Origin of the sequence: Chroococcidiopsis sp. SAG 2025 (assembly GCF_032860985.1) — a bacterium.
GTDB lineage: Bacteria > Cyanobacteriota > Cyanobacteriia > Cyanobacteriales > Chroococcidiopsidaceae > Chroococcidiopsis.
Genome location: NZ_JAOCNC010000001.1, coordinates 4,759,320 through 4,778,913 on the forward strand (window position 1 = coordinate 4,759,320; position 19,594 = coordinate 4,778,913).

18 protein-coding genes and 1 tRNA gene are annotated in these 19,594 nt (G+C 46.2%); 11 read left to right on the top strand and 8 right to left on the bottom strand.

Going from position 1 to position 19,594, the window contains the following annotated elements; translation table 11 throughout:
• The first annotated feature begins 92 nt into the window (after nt 1–92).
• Nucleotides 93–1,919 (top strand): gamma-glutamyltransferase, encoded by a 1,827-nt coding sequence (ggt, locus tag N4J56_RS23385; protein WP_317108624.1) that lies wholly within the window; start codon nt 93–95, stop codon nt 1,917–1,919.
• A 54-nt stretch (nt 1,920–1,973) separates the two neighbouring features.
• On the opposite strand, the gene N4J56_RS23390 is transcribed toward ggt, so the two are convergent.
• The 4 genes from N4J56_RS23390 to N4J56_RS23405 all read right to left on the bottom strand — a co-directional run bounded on the left by N4J56_RS23390 (nt 1,974) and on the right by N4J56_RS23405 (nt 4,838).
• Nucleotides 1,974–2,549 carry a Uma2 family endonuclease gene (locus tag N4J56_RS23390; RefSeq protein WP_317108625.1) on the bottom strand — a complete coding sequence of 192 codons (576 nt, stop codon included), beginning with the start codon at nt 2,547–2,549 and terminating at the stop codon, nt 1,974–1,976.
• A 200-nt stretch (nt 2,550–2,749) separates the two neighbouring features.
• Nucleotides 2,750–3,076, bottom strand: coding sequence for a hypothetical protein (locus tag N4J56_RS23395; RefSeq protein WP_317108626.1), 327 nt, complete (start codon nt 3,074–3,076; stop codon nt 2,750–2,752).
• Nucleotides 3,077–3,409: 333 nt separating this feature from the next.
• Complete coding sequence (locus tag N4J56_RS23400) at nt 3,410–4,606, bottom strand: tyrosine-type recombinase/integrase (RefSeq protein WP_317108627.1); 1,197 nt, start codon at nt 4,604–4,606, stop codon at nt 3,410–3,412.
• Between the two features lie 159 nt (nt 4,607–4,765).
• A tRNA-Ala gene (locus N4J56_RS23405) sits at nt 4,766–4,838 on the bottom strand.
• A 96-nt stretch (nt 4,839–4,934) separates the two neighbouring features.
• Here N4J56_RS23405 and N4J56_RS23410 point away from each other — a divergent pair.
• The 7 genes from N4J56_RS23410 to N4J56_RS23440 all read left to right on the top strand — a co-directional run bounded on the left by N4J56_RS23410 (nt 4,935) and on the right by N4J56_RS23440 (nt 12,316).
• Nucleotides 4,935–6,014: a tyrosine-type recombinase/integrase gene (locus N4J56_RS23410; RefSeq protein ID WP_317108628.1), complete on the top strand. Its 1,080-nt coding sequence runs from the start codon at nt 4,935–4,937 to the stop codon at nt 6,012–6,014.
• Nucleotides 6,015–6,151: 137 nt separating this feature from the next.
• A complete protein-coding gene (locus tag N4J56_RS23415) occupies nt 6,152–6,316 on the top strand; it encodes a ribbon-helix-helix protein, CopG family (protein WP_317108629.1) in 165 nt (54 codons plus the stop codon).
• A 118-nt stretch (nt 6,317–6,434) separates the two neighbouring features.
• A complete protein-coding gene (locus N4J56_RS23420) occupies nt 6,435–8,705 on the top strand; it encodes a VapE domain-containing protein (RefSeq protein WP_317108630.1) in 2,271 nt (756 codons plus the stop codon).
• Between the two features lie 780 nt (nt 8,706–9,485).
• On the top strand, nt 9,486–9,740 hold the full coding sequence (locus N4J56_RS23425; protein WP_317108631.1) for a hypothetical protein: 255 nt from the start codon (nt 9,486–9,488) through the stop codon (nt 9,738–9,740).
• 746 nt (nt 9,741–10,486) lie between these two features.
• A complete protein-coding gene (locus N4J56_RS23430; RefSeq protein ID WP_317108632.1) occupies nt 10,487–10,789 on the top strand; it encodes a hypothetical protein in 303 nt (100 codons plus the stop codon).
• A gap of 629 nt (nt 10,790–11,418) precedes the next feature.
• Nucleotides 11,419–11,544 (top strand): hypothetical protein, encoded by a 126-nt coding sequence (locus N4J56_RS23435; protein ID WP_317108633.1) that lies wholly within the window; start codon nt 11,419–11,421, stop codon nt 11,542–11,544.
• Nucleotides 11,545–11,566: 22 nt separating this feature from the next.
• Nucleotides 11,567–12,316 (top strand): FkbM family methyltransferase, encoded by a 750-nt coding sequence (locus tag N4J56_RS23440; protein ID WP_317108634.1) that lies wholly within the window; start codon nt 11,567–11,569, stop codon nt 12,314–12,316.
• 88 nt (nt 12,317–12,404) lie between these two features.
• Here N4J56_RS23440 and N4J56_RS23445 read toward each other — a convergent pair whose 3' ends face one another.
• The gene (locus tag N4J56_RS23445) at nt 12,405–12,947 is read right to left on the bottom strand and encodes a hypothetical protein (protein WP_317108635.1); all 543 of its coding nucleotides are present in this window, start codon (nt 12,945–12,947) and stop codon (nt 12,405–12,407) included.
• Between the two features lie 109 nt (nt 12,948–13,056).
• Between N4J56_RS23445 and N4J56_RS23450 the strand changes: the two genes are divergently transcribed.
• Nucleotides 13,057–13,356 (top strand): hypothetical protein, encoded by a 300-nt coding sequence (locus N4J56_RS23450; protein ID WP_317108636.1) that lies wholly within the window; start codon nt 13,057–13,059, stop codon nt 13,354–13,356.
• 34 nt (nt 13,357–13,390) lie between these two features.
• Nucleotides 13,391–16,351 (top strand): phage tail tape measure protein, encoded by a 2,961-nt coding sequence (locus tag N4J56_RS23455; protein ID WP_317108637.1) that lies wholly within the window; start codon nt 13,391–13,393, stop codon nt 16,349–16,351.
• Between the two features lie 222 nt (nt 16,352–16,573).
• Here the strand turns inward: N4J56_RS23455 and N4J56_RS23460 are convergent, their stop codons facing one another.
• Together N4J56_RS23460 and N4J56_RS23465 are read right to left on the bottom strand one after the other, a co-directional pair.
• Nucleotides 16,574–16,906 (bottom strand): hypothetical protein, encoded by a 333-nt coding sequence (locus N4J56_RS23460; RefSeq protein WP_317108638.1) that lies wholly within the window; start codon nt 16,904–16,906, stop codon nt 16,574–16,576.
• A gap of 12 nt (nt 16,907–16,918) precedes the next feature.
• Nucleotides 16,919–17,320 carry a hypothetical protein gene (locus N4J56_RS23465; RefSeq protein WP_317108639.1) on the bottom strand — a complete coding sequence of 134 codons (402 nt, stop codon included), beginning with the start codon at nt 17,318–17,320 and terminating at the stop codon, nt 16,919–16,921.
• Between the two features lie 447 nt (nt 17,321–17,767).
• Between N4J56_RS23465 and N4J56_RS23470 the strand changes: the two genes are divergently transcribed.
• The gene (locus tag N4J56_RS23470) at nt 17,768–19,036 is read left to right on the top strand and encodes an IS701 family transposase (RefSeq protein WP_317104593.1); all 1,269 of its coding nucleotides are present in this window, start codon (nt 17,768–17,770) and stop codon (nt 19,034–19,036) included.
• 96 nt (nt 19,037–19,132) lie between these two features.
• Here N4J56_RS23470 and N4J56_RS23475 read toward each other — a convergent pair whose 3' ends face one another.
• Nucleotides 19,133–19,531, bottom strand: a complete 399-nt coding sequence (locus N4J56_RS23475; protein WP_317108640.1) for a hypothetical protein — start codon at nt 19,529–19,531, stop codon at nt 19,133–19,135.
• Nucleotides 19,532–19,594: the final 63 nt, after the last annotated feature.

Below are 19,594 nucleotides of genomic sequence, written 5' to 3' on the forward strand. Positions count from 1 at the left end.
TTAGCTAATCTGACTGCGATCAATTGTAAGACAGATGTAACCACAGTTTCTTTTTCGGTAGAATTTTGCTCGATAATCTGTCAAAAGATATAATGTTGCCGAAAAAACGGAGAAAAAAATGCCTGCGGGTTACAGCAGCTAGTTGTGGGTTAATCGTCACCATTCTAGGGTTAGATATAGCTGTATCGGGGAATGTCTACCATCCTCTGACTTATGCTTATCGCTTCATCAGTTGGTTAGAGTGCCAGAAGATAACAGCACCGAGTTGTGGTGGAGTCACTATTTCTAACTCGCCCAACCCAGTATCGGGGAAAAACGGTGTTGTCGTCACGACACAACGCGAAGCATCTAGAGTAGGATTGTCAATCCTCAAGCAAGGTGGCAATGCTGTTGATGCAGCTGTAGCTGTCGGTTACGCGCTGGCTGTTACCGATCCTTGCTGTGGCAACATTGGCGGTGGGGGATTCATGCTAATTCGCTTTGCTAATGGCAAAAATACTTTTCTTAACTTCCGCGAACAAGCACCGTTGGCAGCACGCCAGAATATGTACCAGGATCGGCAAGGTCAAGTGGTTTCTAAGTTGAGCAAAGAGGGTTACTTAGCTGTTGCCGTACCAGGGACGGTGAAAGGGTTAGAGCAGGCATTGTCACAATATGGCACGATGAGTCGCTCTACGGTAATGGCTGGCGCGATCGCCTTAGCCGAGAAAGGCTTTGTTTTGCAGCCAGGAGATGTCAAAATCCTCAACTCGAATCTCAAGCAGTTTCAGACACGACCAAACATTGCTGCTATCTTCTTGAAGGACGGTAAGACCCCCTATCAAATCGGCGATCGCTTGGTGCAAAAAGATTTAGCTCAAACTCTCAAACTGATTGCCGATCGGGGAGCGGATGGTTTTTATCGGGGTGCGATCGCATCTGAAATTGTCAAAGCTAGCAACAAAAATGGTGGAATTCTGACGCTTCAAGATTTTACTAACTACAAAGTCGCTCAAACGCAACCCCTTTCGTGCAGCTATCGGGGATATGAGGTGATTTCTGCGCCTCCCCCTGGTGGTGGCGTGACTTTATGCCAAATGCTGAATATTCTCGAAGGTTATCAGCTCAAACAGTTAGGCTGGCACTCAGCAAGCAGTCTACATCTGATGTTTGAGTCAATGCTCTATGCTTACGGCGATCGCAATACCTACTTAGGCGATCCGGCTTTTGTCAACAATCCCACAGAACGACTGCTATCGAAAGAGTATGCGGCTAGAATTCGTCATCAGATTTCGACAACTCGTGCCACACCTCCACAGCAAGTTTACTCTCGCATCACATCCAGTCGAGAAGGAACGAATACAACTCATTACTCAGTTGTGGATCGTCATGGAAATGCCGTATCTGTGACCTACACGATTAATTCTTACTTTGGTGCTGGAGTCATTGCTCCAAGAACGGGGTTTTTCCTCAACAACGAGATGGATGATTTTGCGGCAAAACCTGGTGTCCCAAATCAGTTTGGCTTGGTACAGGGAAAAGCCAATGCGATCGCACCTGGTAAGCGCCCGCTCAGTTCCATGTCTCCTACGATTGTGACGAAGAACGGTAAAGCTTTCATGGTGACGGGTAGTCCTGGTGGTTCCACCATTCCTACTACTGTTCTCCAAGTCCTCACCAATGTTATTGATTACGGCATGAAGATCGATAAAGCTGTCAATACTCCTCGCGTTCACTATCAGGGATTGCCCAATTTTGTCTTGACCGAACCCTATACCCTGAATTCCAGTGTTTTTGGGCAATTATGGGATATGGGATACAGGATAGTTCCTTTCGGTAGTTGGGGTGCTGCCGAATCGATCGCGATCGATCCTCAAACTGGGATGCTTTACGGCGCTAACGATCGTCGTAAGAGTGCGGGAGCAGCTGTAGCATACTAACTTGGTGTACTGTAGCGATCGCCCCGCTCAATTTTCTGCATTAAGACTTGGCGATTAGACAATCTCGCTCAAGTCCATAACAAAACCAGGCAGTACATCTTCCCCTGATAAAGTCGTAGGCGACTGTATTACCTCTACATCTATCCCAATGCGATAAATTTCTACAATTTGTCTTTGGGGATCGAGCAGCCAACCTAAACGAACTCCATTATCGCGGTACTCCTGCATTTTTGCCTGTAATGGCTTGAGTTCGTCAGTAGCAGAACGCAGCTCGATCGCGAAATCGGGTGCTAGAGGCGGAAATTTCTGGCGTTGTTCTGGCGTGAGAGCTTCCCATCGCTCTAATCTGACCCAAGCAGCATCGGGAGAACGATCTACGCCATTGGGCAGTTTGAATCCCGTAGAGGAATCAAATACTTTTCCTAAGCGAGTTTGCTTGTTCCAAGCTCGCAGTTGAAAATTCATCTCCGAGTTACGATCGCCTGTTTCTCCTCCTGTTGGTGGCATAACAATTAGTTCACCTTCTGCCGTGCGCTCAAATCTGACATCGCGATTTGCTTGACACAGTTGATAAAACTGCTCGTCAGTTAAATGGATTACTGGTTCTAAGTTTAAAGTAATTGCTGTCATAAGCTATGGAGCGGTAAGTCTACCGGTCGAGAACACAAAGGCGACTGGGAAACAAGAGCCAGATTGTAGCATGAGAGTATTAGCTATTACTTTTACTTTATCCTCAACAGCCAACAATCGAGTACCTCATCCGCATCCGCTAGTCTGCTTCTTTTCTCGAAAGAGGAAAGAACATTCTGCACTTGCAAGTTTGACACTACTTAAGAAATATTACGCGCTCTACCTACTCGCTTGGGTTGGTTGCTGGGCAGGGAGGCAAGATATATCTCAATAGCTCGCCTATGAGTTTTTGGATCGGAGCGTGTTGCTGCGTAGTCTCTCAATAGCTCGGCATTGTATCTTACACAGTATTTTCCATAACGTACAAAGTGAATTCCCTCAAGCAAACGATCCTCTGGACGTGCTTTTTCACTGCGAAGTTTTTTTAGAGTATGAATTGATAAACCAAGAATCTTTGCCGCAATATGTTTGTTAATCCAAATTTCAGAAATGGGAGAATTTTGAGCAGTCGAGTGGTTCATTACCATTTATAGCCAACCTCTATGAAGCGAGTATTCTGAATGCCAAAAATCGATAACTTTCTTCTGAGTACAGAATTATTTAACAGCTTTGTAACTTACTGTTTACTTCAGTACAAGCAACGTTGAATCATTTATTTTATTCCTGAGCCAATTATATCCACTAATATTTATTTTCCCTAGAGTTACTTCATCTAGAGAACCAATTTCTTTCTGAAGTTATATATTATTTAATTAAACGCAAATTGGCAGTAAAAAATATCAAAACCTCAGTTAGATAGTAAAACTGAGGTCGGGCTTAATTAATAAAATTTAGGTTAAGTCACACAACGTTTGTGGCACTCAAAGTTCTGGTAGCCGAGGTCTAGAGTTGACGTTGCCAGCGTAGTTCTTGAACAGCACCTGCACGTCATGTCCTGTCAGTTGAGCAACCATAACTGGGTTCATTCCTAGATCTAAAGCATGGCTAACGAGAGTGTGACGTGTAGTGTAAGGTTTGCGATAGTCAATTTCTAAACGAGTAAGTACTGTTTTCCAAGCACGATTCCTGAAATTGTTATCATCAATCGCTCCTCCTTTGGGGGCAGTAAAAACCAATCCCTCTGGGTCAAATTCAGCAGATCGTTTAGCTAGTAATATTGCTTGTAGCTTGGGTGTTAGGGCGATCGTTCTGGCGCGATTGGTTTTGGTGGACTTTCTCACCTTGCGACTCAAGCTTTCACCAATCCATACAGTTGAGCAATCATGACTAACGTGTTTCCATTTCAATCCAATTGCTTCACCTGTGCGGCAACCTGTTCCAAATAAAAACTCTACGTAGTCAGCATAGTGATGGTAGTAGCGATCGCTTCTGAAAGCATGAACGATCGCCCCCATCTCTTCACGGCTGAAAGGCTTAGGCGGTTGCTTTGGTGCGGGCTTGATGCGCTTGGACATTTCTTTCCAAGGATTAGATTCAACTAGATCTTGCTCGATTCCCCATCGCCAGCAAGCCTTAATTAGAGCTAATCTATCTTTTGCTGTAATTGGTTCGATCTGAGTTAACAGCCAGTCAGTGAAGGTTTCTGCATCAACCTCTGCGATCGCACTTGCAGGATTGTCTCCAAAGCACTGCTTAAAATATGCAATAATCGCGGCATATTTGGCTAGAGTTGGAGCTGCTAAATACTTCGCTTTACTCTCTGTAAACTGCTCAAACAGAGCAACTGCTGATATCTGGCTTTGCTTCAGTACGGCCTCAAATTTGTACTTTTTCAGGGTTGGGTCAAAATTACCCGTAGCCATGTCCCCTTCTATCTGTCTAGCTTTTTGGTCAGCTACGATTCGGTTCGTTTTACTATCAGGTAGCCCCAAGTAGAGAAAGTAACGCTTTCCGGCGTAGCTCCACACTAAACGCAGACGTTCCTTGAATATCTGAACTACAACTGTCCCCTTAGCTGCTTTCTTCTTTTGTTGAGATTGAGATACAGATTGAGATAAAGATCGAGAACCTGGGTTTATCTCATGTGGTTTCTTCGTAGCGTCCGAAACCCTTGCCATATGCTTAATAGCCCCGATTAAATTATCTCAATCCTATCTCAATTCCAGCTCTAGATATCTCGATTTATCCCCATTTTTGGGTTACTATTGAGAATGAACCCTAGAACGAAATCAGATTTAAAAACAACAAAACCCTTTCTGTAAAGGGGTTTTAGGTAATGGAGAATAGGAGACTCGAACCCCTGACCTCTGCGGTGCGATCGCAGCGCTCTACCAACTGAGCTAATTCCCCGTACTAATTTAGATTTTGGACTGCTAGTCTCAAATTCCTATATGCCACTTGGTATTTTAACATTCAGCGATCGTATTCATCAGTTTGAGTATGAAAATGAGTACGAAAAATGCAAAGAATACTGTTGCTGTTGAAGCGGTAAAAGGTAGGCTGCGTCTGCGTTTCAGGGTTAATGGCAACCAGAGATCGCTAGCAGTCGGTTTACACGATACCAAAGAAAACCGCATTAGAGCTTCACTAATAGCGCGCCAAATTGATGTGGATCTGCTAAGTGGGAGCTTTGACCATACGCTTGAGAAGTACCGTCCTACGGCTAAAGCACCCGTTAGCGTTGCAAACCTATTTGAGCAATTCATCCAAGCTAGGGCAGAAGAGGTAGCTAGCACTACACTAGACAAGTATAAAGCCATATTGAATCAACTCCAGTCACATACTGTAGGCAGCAAGCAAGCACAAACAATTGGTGTCGCTACTGCTAAAGCGTTCGCTGAAACCATCAGGGGTGATTTGTCCGATCGCGTGTATAAGGAAAGGTTGGGTCTACTAGCAGCTTGCTGGAATTGGAGCAAACAGCCCATCAATCCCTGGAAGACTCTGCAACAACGAATCAAAGTACCGCCCAAACGCAAACCAAACCCTTTCACCAAGAATGAAATCACAGCAATCGTCAAAGCTTTCAAGTGTGACAGGTACTACAGCCACTATGCGCCATTCGTGGAATTCTTGTTCTTGACCGGGTGCCGTACTGGTGAGGCTAGAGCATTGAGGTGGGGCAGCATTGGCAAGGATGCTATCTGGATAGGAGAGTCTATCAGCAAGGGACAGAGAAAGGGCACCAAGACCAATCGCGATCGCTATATCCCTATCAATGACAGGCTGCGAAGTTTGCTAGATGGGATCGCTGACTCAATGCCCGATCGCCTTGTCTTCCCTTCTCCTACTGGCTTACCAATCGACGAACACAACTTCGCTAACAGGGCTTGGAGGAACGTGCTAGCCAAGCTTGGTATACCCTATCGTAGACCATACCTAACAAGAGCTACCTTCATTAGCCATGCTCTAGAGTCCGGCATGAGTCCTATATCAATCGCTGCCTTGACTGGTCACGCTGTCAGAGTGCTGTATGAATCCTATGCCGGCATAGTAACTAAACCCCAAATACCGGATTTGTTTTAGGTTTATTTTAGTATATTCCTATTATTAGGATGTGGATATTAGCGTGTTAATTGTTGTTAGTTTCGTCATGTCAAATCTAGGCTACGCAGGAATTTCAAAAATGTTACTATATAAAATATGAACAAGAGGACGAGACGATGCGAAAGCGACTCAAAGAATCGGAAATATCAGATTTTCTCAGTTTTAAATTACCCACTTCTACTAATCGCCAATTGAAGAAGTTAGCTGTTTCTACCAATAGGAAGAAATCTGAGATTCTAAGAGAGGCGCTCGATCGCTATTTGGCTCAGATAGGCGCATAAATCAAAACACCCCTCTAGTTAGCAGCTAAAGGGGTGTAGAGATTAAAGCTTAGTTTACTTTCCCAACTTGAAACCTTAGCGGGGGAAGAGTTGGGAGCAAAAATTACAAGGAGATACTATGCCGACTTTACTGGGCGGGTACGACGGATCGTTTCCACTCTTAGACCATCTCGACCAAACGCGGGAGTTCAATCGCGACCATCAAGGAGACGATGCTTCAACCAACCAACAAATTACGGGTAATAAGATGTCGAATCGGTTAAACGTTTCAGACCACGGAGACGACACTTTAGGAGTTGGTAAAGTGCTACACCGCTCAAATGCCGCACAACACAACCAATTCAATCAACAAGGAGATAATATGTTAGACCAAAATGGCTCAAATGCCGCACCTGTCTCTATTGTAGCCGATAATGGGTCGGCAGTAAAGTCGCATTCACACGTCAATTATAGCACGCCAATATCTGGGGCGGCAAATATACCGGGTATTCGGACGGGGCATGTCAAGGAGTGGGTAGAGGATAGCGGGGTTAGTCCAGAGATTACGCGCCTGAATTTGGTGTCGATGAGCGCCAAGCAAGCTAGAGTGCTATTAAATTGGGGTGCGCCAAAGGGCAACGACCAAGACATGCTGGCTGATGGATGGTGGGTAGCGAGTGTTAATCCGCATACAGGCGAAGTTACGGATTTTGGACAATATAAGCCCGGTAAGCCCTTTTTCTTTAGCGGCAAGAAGTCGGCTAAGTACTTATCCCCTAGCAAAACGAAGACAGAGGCGATATATCTTCAGATGCCAGAAGCCGATTATTGGCGGAAGGTGTTGGAAGATGTCAGTATTCCCGTAGTCCTTACAGAAGGCACTAAAAAGTCGGGGGCAGGATTAACTATTGAAATACCGACTATTGCCCTGGTTGGTGTTTGGAATGGACAACAAGCTAAGGGCGCAGAGCTAGTCGACAATCTGAAAGCCTTTGCTCAGCCTGGTAGAACTTTCATATTTGCCTTTGATGCAGACCTAACTGTTAAGACACAGGTACGAATGGCGCTAGAACAATTGGCGCGATTGCTTATTAAACGGGGTTGTCTAGTAAAGGTCGCGCAATGGGGTATGTCTGAGGGTAAAGGACTAGACGACCTATTGGTAAATGCTGGGCGCGATCGCGTGGTAGAGACTATTGAAGAGGCAGTTGATTTTGAGGTTTGGGAAGAGGAGGGTGAGCAAATTTCTGATTTAGCCCAAGCAGAGACTAAGCAGGCTAAAATCTGGAACTATGTCTCTACTGTAATGAGCAAACACCTTGGCATTGACGAGTTTAGTCTTGATTTTCGCTATAAGGGTAGACAGCTTTGCGTTACCGAACTTCAGGCAAAATTGAGTGAGATGATTGGGGACGATGTGCCGAAAAGCTATCTTGTTGACGTGCTTCACCGCTTTGCTAAACCGAATCCATATAGTGAGGTGCGGGAGTATCTGAAGACGAATGCCGCTCAGCATCCCGATGCAAAAGGCTACATTAGACAGCTAGTGGACATGATGGGGCTACAGAAGGACACAGAAAAGCTGTTGGTGTTTAAGTGGTTAGTGGGGGCAGTTGCTAGGGCTATGGAGCCAGGTTGTAAATTTGATAGCGTATTAATCCAAAAGAGTGTAGAGGGTCTGGGTAAAACTCACTTGATGAGCATCTTGGCAGGTGAAGAGAAATTTTACGAGGTTACGGCAGACCCGTCTAATAAGGATTTTAGGCAACTGACAGTTAACTTTTGGATATTGGAGTTGGGTGAGATTGAGGCGACGTTTAGGAAATCGGATATATCGGCATTAAAGTCATATATCACCCAAAAAATGGATGCTTTTAGACCGCCATATATGAGTAAGACGGAAAAGTTTCCCAGACACTTTATCTTCTGCGGCAGTACTAATAGCGATACCGTGATCACTGACCCTGATGGTGTTAGACGATGGTGGGTAGTGGAACCGACTAAAAAGTTTGACATTGATTGGGTTAGACAGCATCGCGACCTCATCTGGGCTGAAGCTTTTCGCCATTACCAATTAGGCGAACCCCTATATCTCAACGACGTGCAAATAGAAGCTTTCAAAGCCCATGCTCAGCAGTATCGGCAAACCAAGGACTTTTATGAGGGACTGTTGGAAACACTGCCCGATCTAAAGAGGCAGCCGTTCACTACCGAAAATGTGCTTAGGGCTACTTTTAATACACACTCGGGTACTAAAGGCTATAGGGCGCGGCAGATGGATATAGCTCAGGACTTAAAATTATTGGGCTTTGAGAACCGATTAAGTCGGATAGGCGGCAAACTTAACCGCTATTTGCACTATATCGGTTCCGATGATGCACCTAACTACACCCTAGACCTGCCTTTCTAGCAAACAACAACAGCTAACAACAACAGCTCTAAATATTGCTATTTAGAGCTATTTTATTCGATTGTTAAGTTTTGTAAAGACGACATTAGGTTGTAACACCTTCTAACCTATATATATCAACACTTTCAGCTTTACCCGTTATTACCTGTACAACCTGTTACAACCTCAATCTAAAAGGTTGTTACACCTTCAAAGCTTTATCAGATAAGAGTTTTAGCTCTCCTGTTACAACCGTAACAACCTTTTTACTATATAGGTTTACAAGAAGATGATATTAGGTTAGGCACGGAGCAGCATCCACCATATAGGTTAAGACTAGGTTAAGAACATACATATTGCTGGGAGAGAGAGTAAAAAGTGGGTAAAAGGTTGTAACAGGCTGTACACCCTACTGCCATAAGGGTTTCAGCCGTCACAACCTAAAATCAGAGGTTGTAACAGGTTGTACAGCTTGATACATAAGGGTTTCAGCCTCTTTACCAAGGCAATTTAGGTCAATGAGGTTGTAACATCTATGAAAAACCCCTTCACCATAGACTTAACTCTATACCAATAAACACAGTATATGGGTGAGGCGGACAGTTGCGGTTTGAAACGGCATCTGTCTTAAGGAGCACCAATAATCTCAGTATACGGAAAGAGGGTTGATCGCCCGCTGTTAACGTTGTCGTCTTCGACAGCATCGACTATCTGCAACGCATTCACGCTAATTGTGAAGAGGCTGAAAGGCTAGCACATGCGGTATCCATAAGATGCAAACGCAGGATAGGAGAGCAGCTTGTGGAAATGAAGGAAGACGGGAAAATGGTAGAAGGACAACCTAGTACTATACACATCGATGATAGTACTCGTGTTAAGTTAGCCGACCTTGGCATCACACCTAATCAATCATCCAACTATCAAGCGAGTCTTGAAACCCTTACTGCGCTTGAGTTTCAAACTATAGGGAATTCCCTACAGTTTGGAAGCCTTGCTGCGTATGAGTTCCGTAATACCGGAGCGGTTTATGGAACCCTTGCTGCGCAAGACTTCTAAATTATGGGTATGCCCATAGTATGGAACCCTTGTCCAGAGAGGGTTTCGTGTTATCGTGCTATACCAATAATCTCAGTGTTGCAATCGAGAAGTACAATTGTGTAGCGAGTGACCGAAAAAATCCACCTAAAAGCCGCGAAACTCTTACAGGAAATGGCTTTTGGCTGACCGAAAATACCAATAATCTCAGTATGGCAATAGAGGTGTTATCGCGGGTGATATTTGAAGGTTGATATTAGGGGCGAGCGAAACAACTCCCGACCGGACTCAAAGCTATAGTGGGAGCGAGTTATACGGTGGCGAGCGCACTATCCTCCGACCATCCTTACTATGCCAATAATCTCAGTATACGGATGAGAGTGGTAGGCGTTAGATGCCGTCCCTAAATCTCGCTACTAAATCTCGCTATGGGTGTGCATGAAACCCTCCTCCCGCATACGTTCCAAACTAGGGGATTTCTCTATAGTTTGGAAGCTATACGTAGAGAGGGTTTCAGCTTTAGTGAAATTGAGGTGGAACAATTGTGTAGTGGTGCGATCCAAACTGGCTTTAAAAACGCTGAAACCTATATGGTGTAAGGGTTGCAATGCGCTATCAGATGTTAAAATAGAGGTAGTACGCAGGTGTTGTAAAGGAGGCTTGGTGTGGGAGAGGCGAAGAGGAGGAAGGAATCAGACCCCAGCTATGGGCAGAGGTATCGGATAGTCCCTTCAGAGGCGACGGGTAGATGGTTGGTGCAAACGCGGATGGCTGAAAAGGGTGTTGTACAGTGGGTGTCTGCGGTGGTCTATATCGATAAGGGCGATGCGGAAGAGGCGATGCGGCAGCTACAAGAGTTGTGCGACCCGTATTCGGTCTATGAGCTAAAAGATAAGTTTTACGGCATCCTGGATCAGTTGCCAGAAGATGATGATGAGGTGCTTTGGGTGCGTGAGGATGGTGTCTGGCATGGTCAAGATTCGGCGCTGGTCAAAGATAAGATGGCTCTACTTGCCGAACACGGTCACTTGTCCGAAAAGCTCTTGACATCTCGTCGCTTAGACCGATAAAACGCACTAGGCATCAAACCTATACCAGAAAAGGAGTCTAGCCATTCTACACAGCCAGAGCGTGGCGAAGTAAATCTACCTCAAACCCATATCCAGCAAGAGATTCAACCCCAATCGTTTTGTACAAATCAACTGCTTGATTTACTAGTTTATAAACTTTTATTGCGTTGTGCAGAAAAGGTAACAAGCAAGCTGATAAAACTTTTGAGCCTATGTCCACCTGCGGCTCGCATGTTCTGATAGTTATAATTACGGAAACCAATGATAGATGAGGTGTTAGTAAGCACTCTAAGAACTACACTATTAAAGAGTTAAAATACTTTAACTAAAAAATAGACACATTAAAGAATGAAACTTATGCAGCACAGGCGTAAAGCTTATTTTTTATCGATCGTTATATAGTTATATAGGTGTTAAAAAATATTGAATATCTGAAGCCGAAACAGTATAGTAGAAGCGACGATAAGCCGCGCGAAAATGGGTGTTAAAACGGTTGAAATCCCCACTACATCTGGGGTGGGTTCCGCGCGGCTCTCGAACGGAAATCAAATAACGGCGGTGTTAGCGAACTTATGAGTGTGGAAATACTGGAAAACCAGATAATTTATACCCCCAGTAGTAAACGATTCATGCGCAACATTATTAAGTTTACTTATGACGATGGGCGCGTGAAAGCTGAATGCTACTTACACGATGGAGTAGCGGAATTGGAACAAATGGATGACGGTTGGAAAGTAATCAGGATTACGTATTAAACGAGAAAAACCTGCCCCTTCTATGAAAGCTATAAACACAAAGTTCACCAGACAGTTTCTTTCCACAATCGGACTGTATCAACCAATTAGAGCGATATATAGACATTTTGAGCATCGCCAAGAGGTAGCCTTCTATTCAAAGCTGTTGGAGCCAGACAGTCTTTGCTTTGATGTGGGCGCTAATGTTGGTAAGAAGACCTTTGCACTTTTGGAAGCTGGCATGAGAGTGGTAGCGTTCGAGCCACAGCCCGATTGCATATACGACCTTAAGATGAAGTGCATGGACTACCTTAGTAATCTGATCGATTGTGAGTGTGCCGTTGGTGCGGAGGTTGGAGAGTCCACGCTATACATCAACAGCGTTCATTCCCACTCCAGCCTCAAACGAGATTGGCTCAATGAAGTGACCGTAAACGAGATAAAGGTACCTGTAATAACCCTCGATCGAGCTATTGAAGACTATGGACGACCCGACTACTGCAAGATCGATGTGGAAGGTTGGGAATATGAGGTGTTGAAAGGGTTGACACAGCCAATACCCCTACTTTCCTTTGAGTACCACCTGTCGCAAAAGGAGGTTGGTAAAGCTCTTATCTGTCTCGAGTATTTAACGCAGTTTGGGGACTTGCGTATTAATCTCCGAGCGCAAGGCAAGTCTATGTTTACCTACCAAGACTGGCTGACTTTGCAAGAGTTTCTTAGGCTTTTTCCTGACGCTTATCGTCCTCTTAAGGGATATAGCTACGGAAATATTTTTGTTCGCATTGGTTGAAACACTTACCGCTACTGGGCTACAGTCCGATAAGCTCTTGGCATCTCTTCGTCTATACCAATAATCTCAGTATGGTCTAATATCCGCTCTAATTGGGGTGGTTTTTTGTAGGTGGTGTTGGTGGTTGTGTCTGCGCGGTAGTAGTAGTAGTGGCGGTAGGGGTGCTGTTTGGAGTGTAGAGGTGTGTTAGGTTGAGCGTCGTTGTGTGGGTCATCTCGTCACCTTTTTGGCGGATGTCATCCATCGCTTGCATCTCTTCCTCTGTTTCGCGGATGAGGGTTTTAATGCGGGCTATGGAGTTTTCGTCGAGAGGCGCTGCGGTGTCGGGTGCTGTTAGGTCGTCCTCGATGCACCCTGTTTCTCGCCATCTGCATCGGGTCTTGAGGTAGAAGATTGTGGCGGCTACGTTGCCTTCGCGGATTAGGTCGAATAGTTTGCCCACGACATAGTACTTGGCTTTTGCTCGTCCGCGTTTATATGCGGCGTAGACTTCTGGAGAGACTTTGCACCAATAGCGAAAGGTGCGGGTGGCAGTGCCAATGTAGTCAGCGATGTCTTCATGGGTCATACCCTTAGCCGCACAGTCCTCGATATCGGCTATATATTTGTGGTAATCGGGTTGTTGGGTCACGGCGTTTAGGGGGTAGCTTTCAAAATGGTGCTAGCGATCGCCACGAACCTCCTGTCTAACTCCCTTCCTATTTTAGCTCAAACGTATACAGTATACTGTATACAGTACAATGGAAGGAGTGGAGGTTGGACGGTGGTGCGAAAAGGTAGCGATCGCCATGCGTGAGAATGAGAACTATTATCATAGATTGCCGTTTATAAAAAAGGTGAAGCTACCCTATTGGCGCTTATGGTTGGACAGTCTGAGCGAGTTAGACGACCCCTCAAGACCATGGTATGACTTGGAAGCCAATGGTACGGTTCGGTGGTTGTTGCCGTATGAGATTGACGTGCAGAAGCAGTCTTTACGTTTAACGTACATAAAGAGTGCCAAGGTCTACCCCGAAAAGCTCTGCCAGCGCCCCTATTAGCACTCAATATTTATTTATATTTGGAGAAAAGATAGTGCCTTCTATAGCTTCAGTAATGATTGACGCAAGGCTGGACTTTTCTAGCTTAAACCGCGATTATAACAAGTTGCAGGGTGATGCATCGCGACATGGTACTAAGGTTGGGAAGGCGTTTTGTGAGAGTTTGTCTGGGGCGATAAAGGCTGAGGGCAGTAAGATAAACCGTGTCATGGATGGTATCTTCCAAGGCATAGGAATGGGTATTGCTGGTATGGCGGCGCAGGGTATAGCGTCGTTAGGGGGCTTAGGGAAGAAAGTTTTAGACGTGGGTGCTAGTGCCGAGAAAGCGAAGGTGCAGTTTACGACTTTCTTGGGTAGTGCGGAAGCTGCGGAAAAGGCGCTAAGGAGTGTGACAGCTTTTGCTGCTAATACGCCCTTTGAATTGCCGGAAGTGACAAAGGCGGCTAGTAAATTGTTGGCGTTTGGTGTGGCAGCGAACGACCTGACCAAGAGCCTCAAGACGGTAGGAGATGTTGCGGCAGCGACAGGCACGCCATTCAACGAGCTAGCGGATATCTATGGGAAGCTCAGAGTTCAGGGTAGAGCTTACATGGAGGATATCAACCAGCTACAAGGGCGTGGTATCCCTATCGTCCAGATGTTAGCCAAGCAATATGGCGTGACTGCTGAAGAGGTGAAAAAGCTCGTCGAGGCAGGGCGCATAGGCTTTAATCAGATAGATTATGCCCTTGAGAAATCGACGCAGAAAGGCGGGCAGTTTGCAAATATGATGGACAACCTGTCTAAGACGACAGAAGGGAAGTTGTCCAATATGGCGGATAAAGTGACAGCGGCTTTTGCATCCATCTTCACCACCATACAGCCTGTTGTCAATGCAAGTATCGATTTGGTGTCCGAGTTTTTGGGCGGCATGAATGTTGACCTTAAGTCAGCGGGGAGTTTGGCTCAGGATTTAGCTAAGTGGATAGCGGATAACAAGGATGAGGCGATTGCGCTGGGTAAAGCGATTAGTGGTGCGGTCAACAGTGGATTGGCTGGTACGCGGGATTTAGTTAGCGGGATACAAGACTACTTGAAAAGGTATCCGGCGATATTGGAGGGTATTCAGGCTGCGGTTGACTTGATTGGCAAGGGCTATAACTTTTGGGGTGAGACGATCAAGGGTGTGGCTGCCGAGATAGGTAATCTGCTTAATTTGCTAGGTCAGGTGGCTGAGAAAGCTAAGGGTATAGGAGAGAGCTTTACACAGTGGGGTAATGCAACGTTAAATAGTTGGGGCGTAAGTACTGGTGGCGAAAACAGCAAGTCGATGATCTTTCCGGTCGAAGGCGGTGGTGCTAGCAATAATCTCGTTGGTGGCGGGGGAATGTGGGGTGCTAAGCGTCCGTATGGCGCTCATAGCGGTCAAGATTATGCTTACAAGACTGGTACCCCTGTACGCGCTTCATTTAGCGGAAAGATTAAGCAGGTCGTATCTAATAAAGGTGAGTATAAGTTAGTCCTTGAGGGGCAACTAGGTAATGATAAGTGGACTCAGGATCTCGTACACCTAAGCAGTGTAAATGTCAGGGAAGGGCAGTCGGTTAAACAGGGGCAATTATTGGGTGCTGTTGGCGGCGATAAAGGTTCCTGGGGTAGCACTGGATCGCACCTTCACTTGGGTTATACGAAGAATGGGCAGCGCATCGATCCTCGGACGATGACGTACGGCAATGCCGTGCGGATAGTTAATCCTATATCTGGAGCAGCGGTAGCAGCGGGAGTGCCGTTAAGCCAACCCGTAACAGGGCGCGCGTCGTCCTCAAAAGTACCCGCACTGCTACCTATCTCTGCGGAAGAGGCTCAGAAGCAGAGGGATAAGGTGCAGAGGGACGCGGATGCGGCTAGGAAAGAGGCTCAACGGCTGAGACGCGAAAAAGACCGCTTACAGGCAGAGGCTTCTACTCAAAAGCGCAGAGATCGGGACGCGCAGTTTGACATCGAGACTCAGCGTGGAAGGTTAGGTCTGAGTGGTAGCGCTTTGGAGGCTTATGACCGCAGTAGAGAGTGGATGGGTCAGGTACGGCAACTTGATGATGCATATGAGGACTTAAGTATTGGTCGCTCGATCAAGGTGCGCGAAGGCATTAAAGGTGGCGTTGATTTTACAGCGGCTATGAAGGCTAACCGGGAGCAAAAGTCGGCACTTGAAGGCTTAGCCACCGAGACAGAGAAGATTGCGAAGGCAGAGAGCGAAAGGCTTTGGACGACCAACCGCGTAACGCAAGAGCTGGAAGGACAGAAGCGATTGCAGTCTCTTATGGGGTCATTGCAGGAGCGTGAAAGTGCCCGGGTAATGCAGGGCTTAGATTATGCGGGTAGGCGCACTAGGTTTGGCGAGCTGATGCAAGAGCGGAAGTACGAAGGCATAGATAAGCGCGCTCAAGAATATGCAAGACAGAGAGATTATGCCGATAGAACCAAGCGATTAACGGAATTGTTGAAAGAAAGCCGTCTTGCCGCCCACGAGCTTGAAGTGGGGTTGGTAGAAGGTCTAGGTGGCTCTGCTCGAACGGCAATGGAAGAGCTAATATTAGGTACTAAGAGTCTGGGTGAAGCACTCCTAGATATGTTGGGCAACGTTGCAAGTAAGCTTCTTGACATTGGACTTGACGGCTTATTCGGAAATATTGGTAAAGGCACAGGGCTATTGGGCGGCGTATTCAACCGGCTAGTAGGGGGAGGTAAGCTAGGTATACCCGCCCCCTCGTATGCCACCGGAACCCCCTACGTCCCCATTAACCAACTAGCCTATCTTCATCAGGGCGAAGCGGTCATCCCTGCCAAATACAATCGCAACAACACCCAAAGCAACAGCATCGTCGTCAACGTGCATAACGCTCCAGGTGAGGGTGCTATGGATAACAACCAAGCAAACAAGCTTACCGAGCAAGTGAGGCGTGTCGTTGAGTCTGAAATGCTGAGACAACGCAGACCAGGCGGCATGATGTACTAACTTATAGTCAAAGCGAATATCATAGACTTAACTCTATACCAATAAACGCAGTATTGGATGTAGAGTTCAGGATATTTCCACCAAAGTAAAAGCAGCCCCCGTCTACTAAGGCTGCCCTGATTTATCTATATATGGCTACCGCTGCCGTCCAACTCAGCGTGTATGTTCCTATTTTAGCGCATATGAGGGCTTAAACCCCTCGTATGTATGGGTTTTAGACCCTTAAGCGTCTTTCATATATGGGTGATGGCGCTCGTTAATCAGCTCATCTTTGAGCCAGTTCAATGTATGCGTTGGTGCGTTGGTCTGAAGGTTCAGATAGCAAAGGTGTATGACCATAACCACATCATCTTTATTGACCCTTTGGAATACCGACCAGAAGCCGGAAGAGTCTTTGGCTATGGCTCGATGGTACAGCACGTCTAATAATGGGTTGTGCTTATGGATGTAAAATGCCAGATCGTCGCTGTCTTTGAACAATTGCCATGTTACGGCTGGCGACCCAAATATCGTATGAATGAACCTTCGCTTAGCTGTTTTTTCAATATCGTTCACGATTGCTTCCTCCTAAAACAATGACTTATCAATAGAGTTTCGATACTCCAGGCGCTCAATCCGGGGGTCTAGCGCTCGTCCGCTAGAGTCCGTACCTACACAAACAACCTGAATCCCTTCTGCATCGGTAAACCACGGATAGGCGTGACAGAGACCGAGATATTTCTTCCCTGTGCCTATGGGGCTTAGGACGGGAATTTGTTTTGCATCGGGGTAGTTGCCGCTCCAGTCCATGTGGTAAACGTCCGCCCTAGCGCCTTCCTTGCCAATGTAATCCAGTAGCTGATCGTATCGCCCCTCAAACGTAATATGCTCGTAGTTCCTGCTAAGGCTCGTTCTACTTGCTTGTACTGTCTCGGCTTTAGCACTGCATCCAACTAACAATACACAGGCTGCAATAAATAGTGCTTTCATAGAATCCTCCAGGTTTAATTTAAGGTTACGAAAATGAATAAATTAACCTACGAATCTCCAGACATACCCATGCGCTGTCTTACCTATTCCAGAACAAACAGAGTAAATAGCACTATTACCTGAATTCTTACCAATAGCTCTATTAGCAGCCCTACAAGAGTCATGGGTAGCTATGTAATCCCCATTCAAGTCGAATTGAATAACACGCCTTACTCGTTTACAGTTTGCTGCTTGAGTAAAGTTATCTGCCCAACGTAGATTATCAGGAGTGTAGTTACCGTCGTTATTTATCCTGTCTAACGTGTACCCACTAGGTCTATCTCCAAGGTTATGGATAACCGAATTATCGATAACCATAGTGGGACTTTGTAAGAAAGATGGAGCAAATTGAGCTAGAATGCGGGTAGGAGTTGCGTTTTACGTCAGTCTCGACAGGAGCAACGTAAGGTGAAAGATCAAGTACCAGCAGCGATGCCGCAGTGCTTTGAGAACTGGTGTCGTCGGTTTGATGATGTATTTTCGCGTCAGAAGCAGCGGCAGGAATTTCGTGTTTATCTAGGGGGACTGCTGGGTGAGAGTCAGCGCAAAAACCTGAGCCAACTGGTCACAAATACAGTAGATGGCTCCTACAACAGCCTCAGACATTTTCTCAACAATGCCCCTTGGGATGAAGTCAAGCTAAATAATCGGCGGTTGGAGGTGATGCACCAGTGTCGCCAGACGACCCCGAGTCAAGGTTTCACATTGATTGTAGATGATTCGGGACATCGCAAAAGTGGTGCGGCTACTGATGGGGTAGGACGGCAGTACATTGGGGAGATTGGCAAGACTGACAATGGTATTGTGCTGCTGACTACCTACTTGTATGATGGAGTGCGACGTCTGCCGTTAGATGTTGCACTCTATCAACACGCAAGTTTATTCGAGCAAGGCAAGGCAGACCCCAACTTCCAGAAAAAACCTGACCTGGCTCTAGACTTGGTTGACCAATGCTTGAAGCGCGGTTATCGACCGGGTGTGACTGTAATTGATGCAGGCTACGGTAATAACACGCCTTTTCTCAAGCAGTTGGAGTCGAGAAACCTAACTTACGTGGCAGCAATCGCCAAAAACCGCCAAGTTACTGCTCAAACATCAGGTGATGAGTCTGCTCGTAAGCAGGGATTAGAAGCTATTGCTCAAACCTTGGCAGTGGAGCAGTTCACACCTGTGCAACTCAATCTGGAGCAGCCCCGGACAGTTTGGGTGGCGCTGTTACCAGTTCACGTTCCGAAGCTCGAAGGCACTCGCTGGCTGGCGATTCAACTCAATGCCTCTAGTTTCGAGCAAGCGACGGAGGTGGATTACTTTCTCACCAATGCCTCTGACAACCAAGTCAGTGCGGCTTGGGTAGCTCAAACATATTCTGCTCGCAACTGGGTGGAGGTCTTCTATCGAGAAGCCAAGGGCTGGTTGGGTTTGAGTGAGTATCAAGTTCGGGATGCTCTGAGTATGAAGCGTCATTGGGTTTTAGTGTTCATCGCTTACACCTTCATCCTTTGGCATCAGTTGACCGGCGGATTCCGCAGACGTTGGGCAACCAAACCCTTACAAACCTTTGCCGAAGCATTGGAGGCATTCCGCACCGCAGTCGAGTTTCGTTTGGTCCGCTGGCTTAATGAGCATGTTGATGTATTTGCCTCTCACAGAGCTAAGTTCGGCTATATTTGGGCTTAGAAAGTTTTAAAGTCCCAATAGCCCAATACGCCGTGATTATTAAGTTTTGTAAAGAGGGCGCTGGGGACTAAACAGATCGCCAGACGCACCGGATGATTACATTGGGATTGCTCCCATGCTGTAGGTTTCATATATAAGTTTGCGAATGGTAGTGGGATCGAGATCCGCAATCTTGGCTATATAGAGCGCTGCCCTGAGTCCATCGGAAGCTCGCTGACTTTTGTATTCAGTTACACCACCATAGACTTCAAGTGCCCGCTCTAAATCGTCTAAATTTTTGAGAGCGTAGGTTATTTCGATTGAACGGGAATTGTCCAAGTCTTCCTCGAAAGTGGATACAGTGGCTGTCACCGTTTTATCTGCGTGGTGGAATGTAAGCGTTACCTCGTCTTCTGTCTCTTGAAGATAGAGTATATATTTCGAGTTGTTGAAGTCGCCGCAGGGATCTCCAAAATGGACTGCGAAATAAAGCATGTCATAGAAAAATTCGTTCATTGTATTACTCCTTTGATGTGTGGTGTATGGGGTTAAAATGGCGCATCTTCAACGATGCGGTAA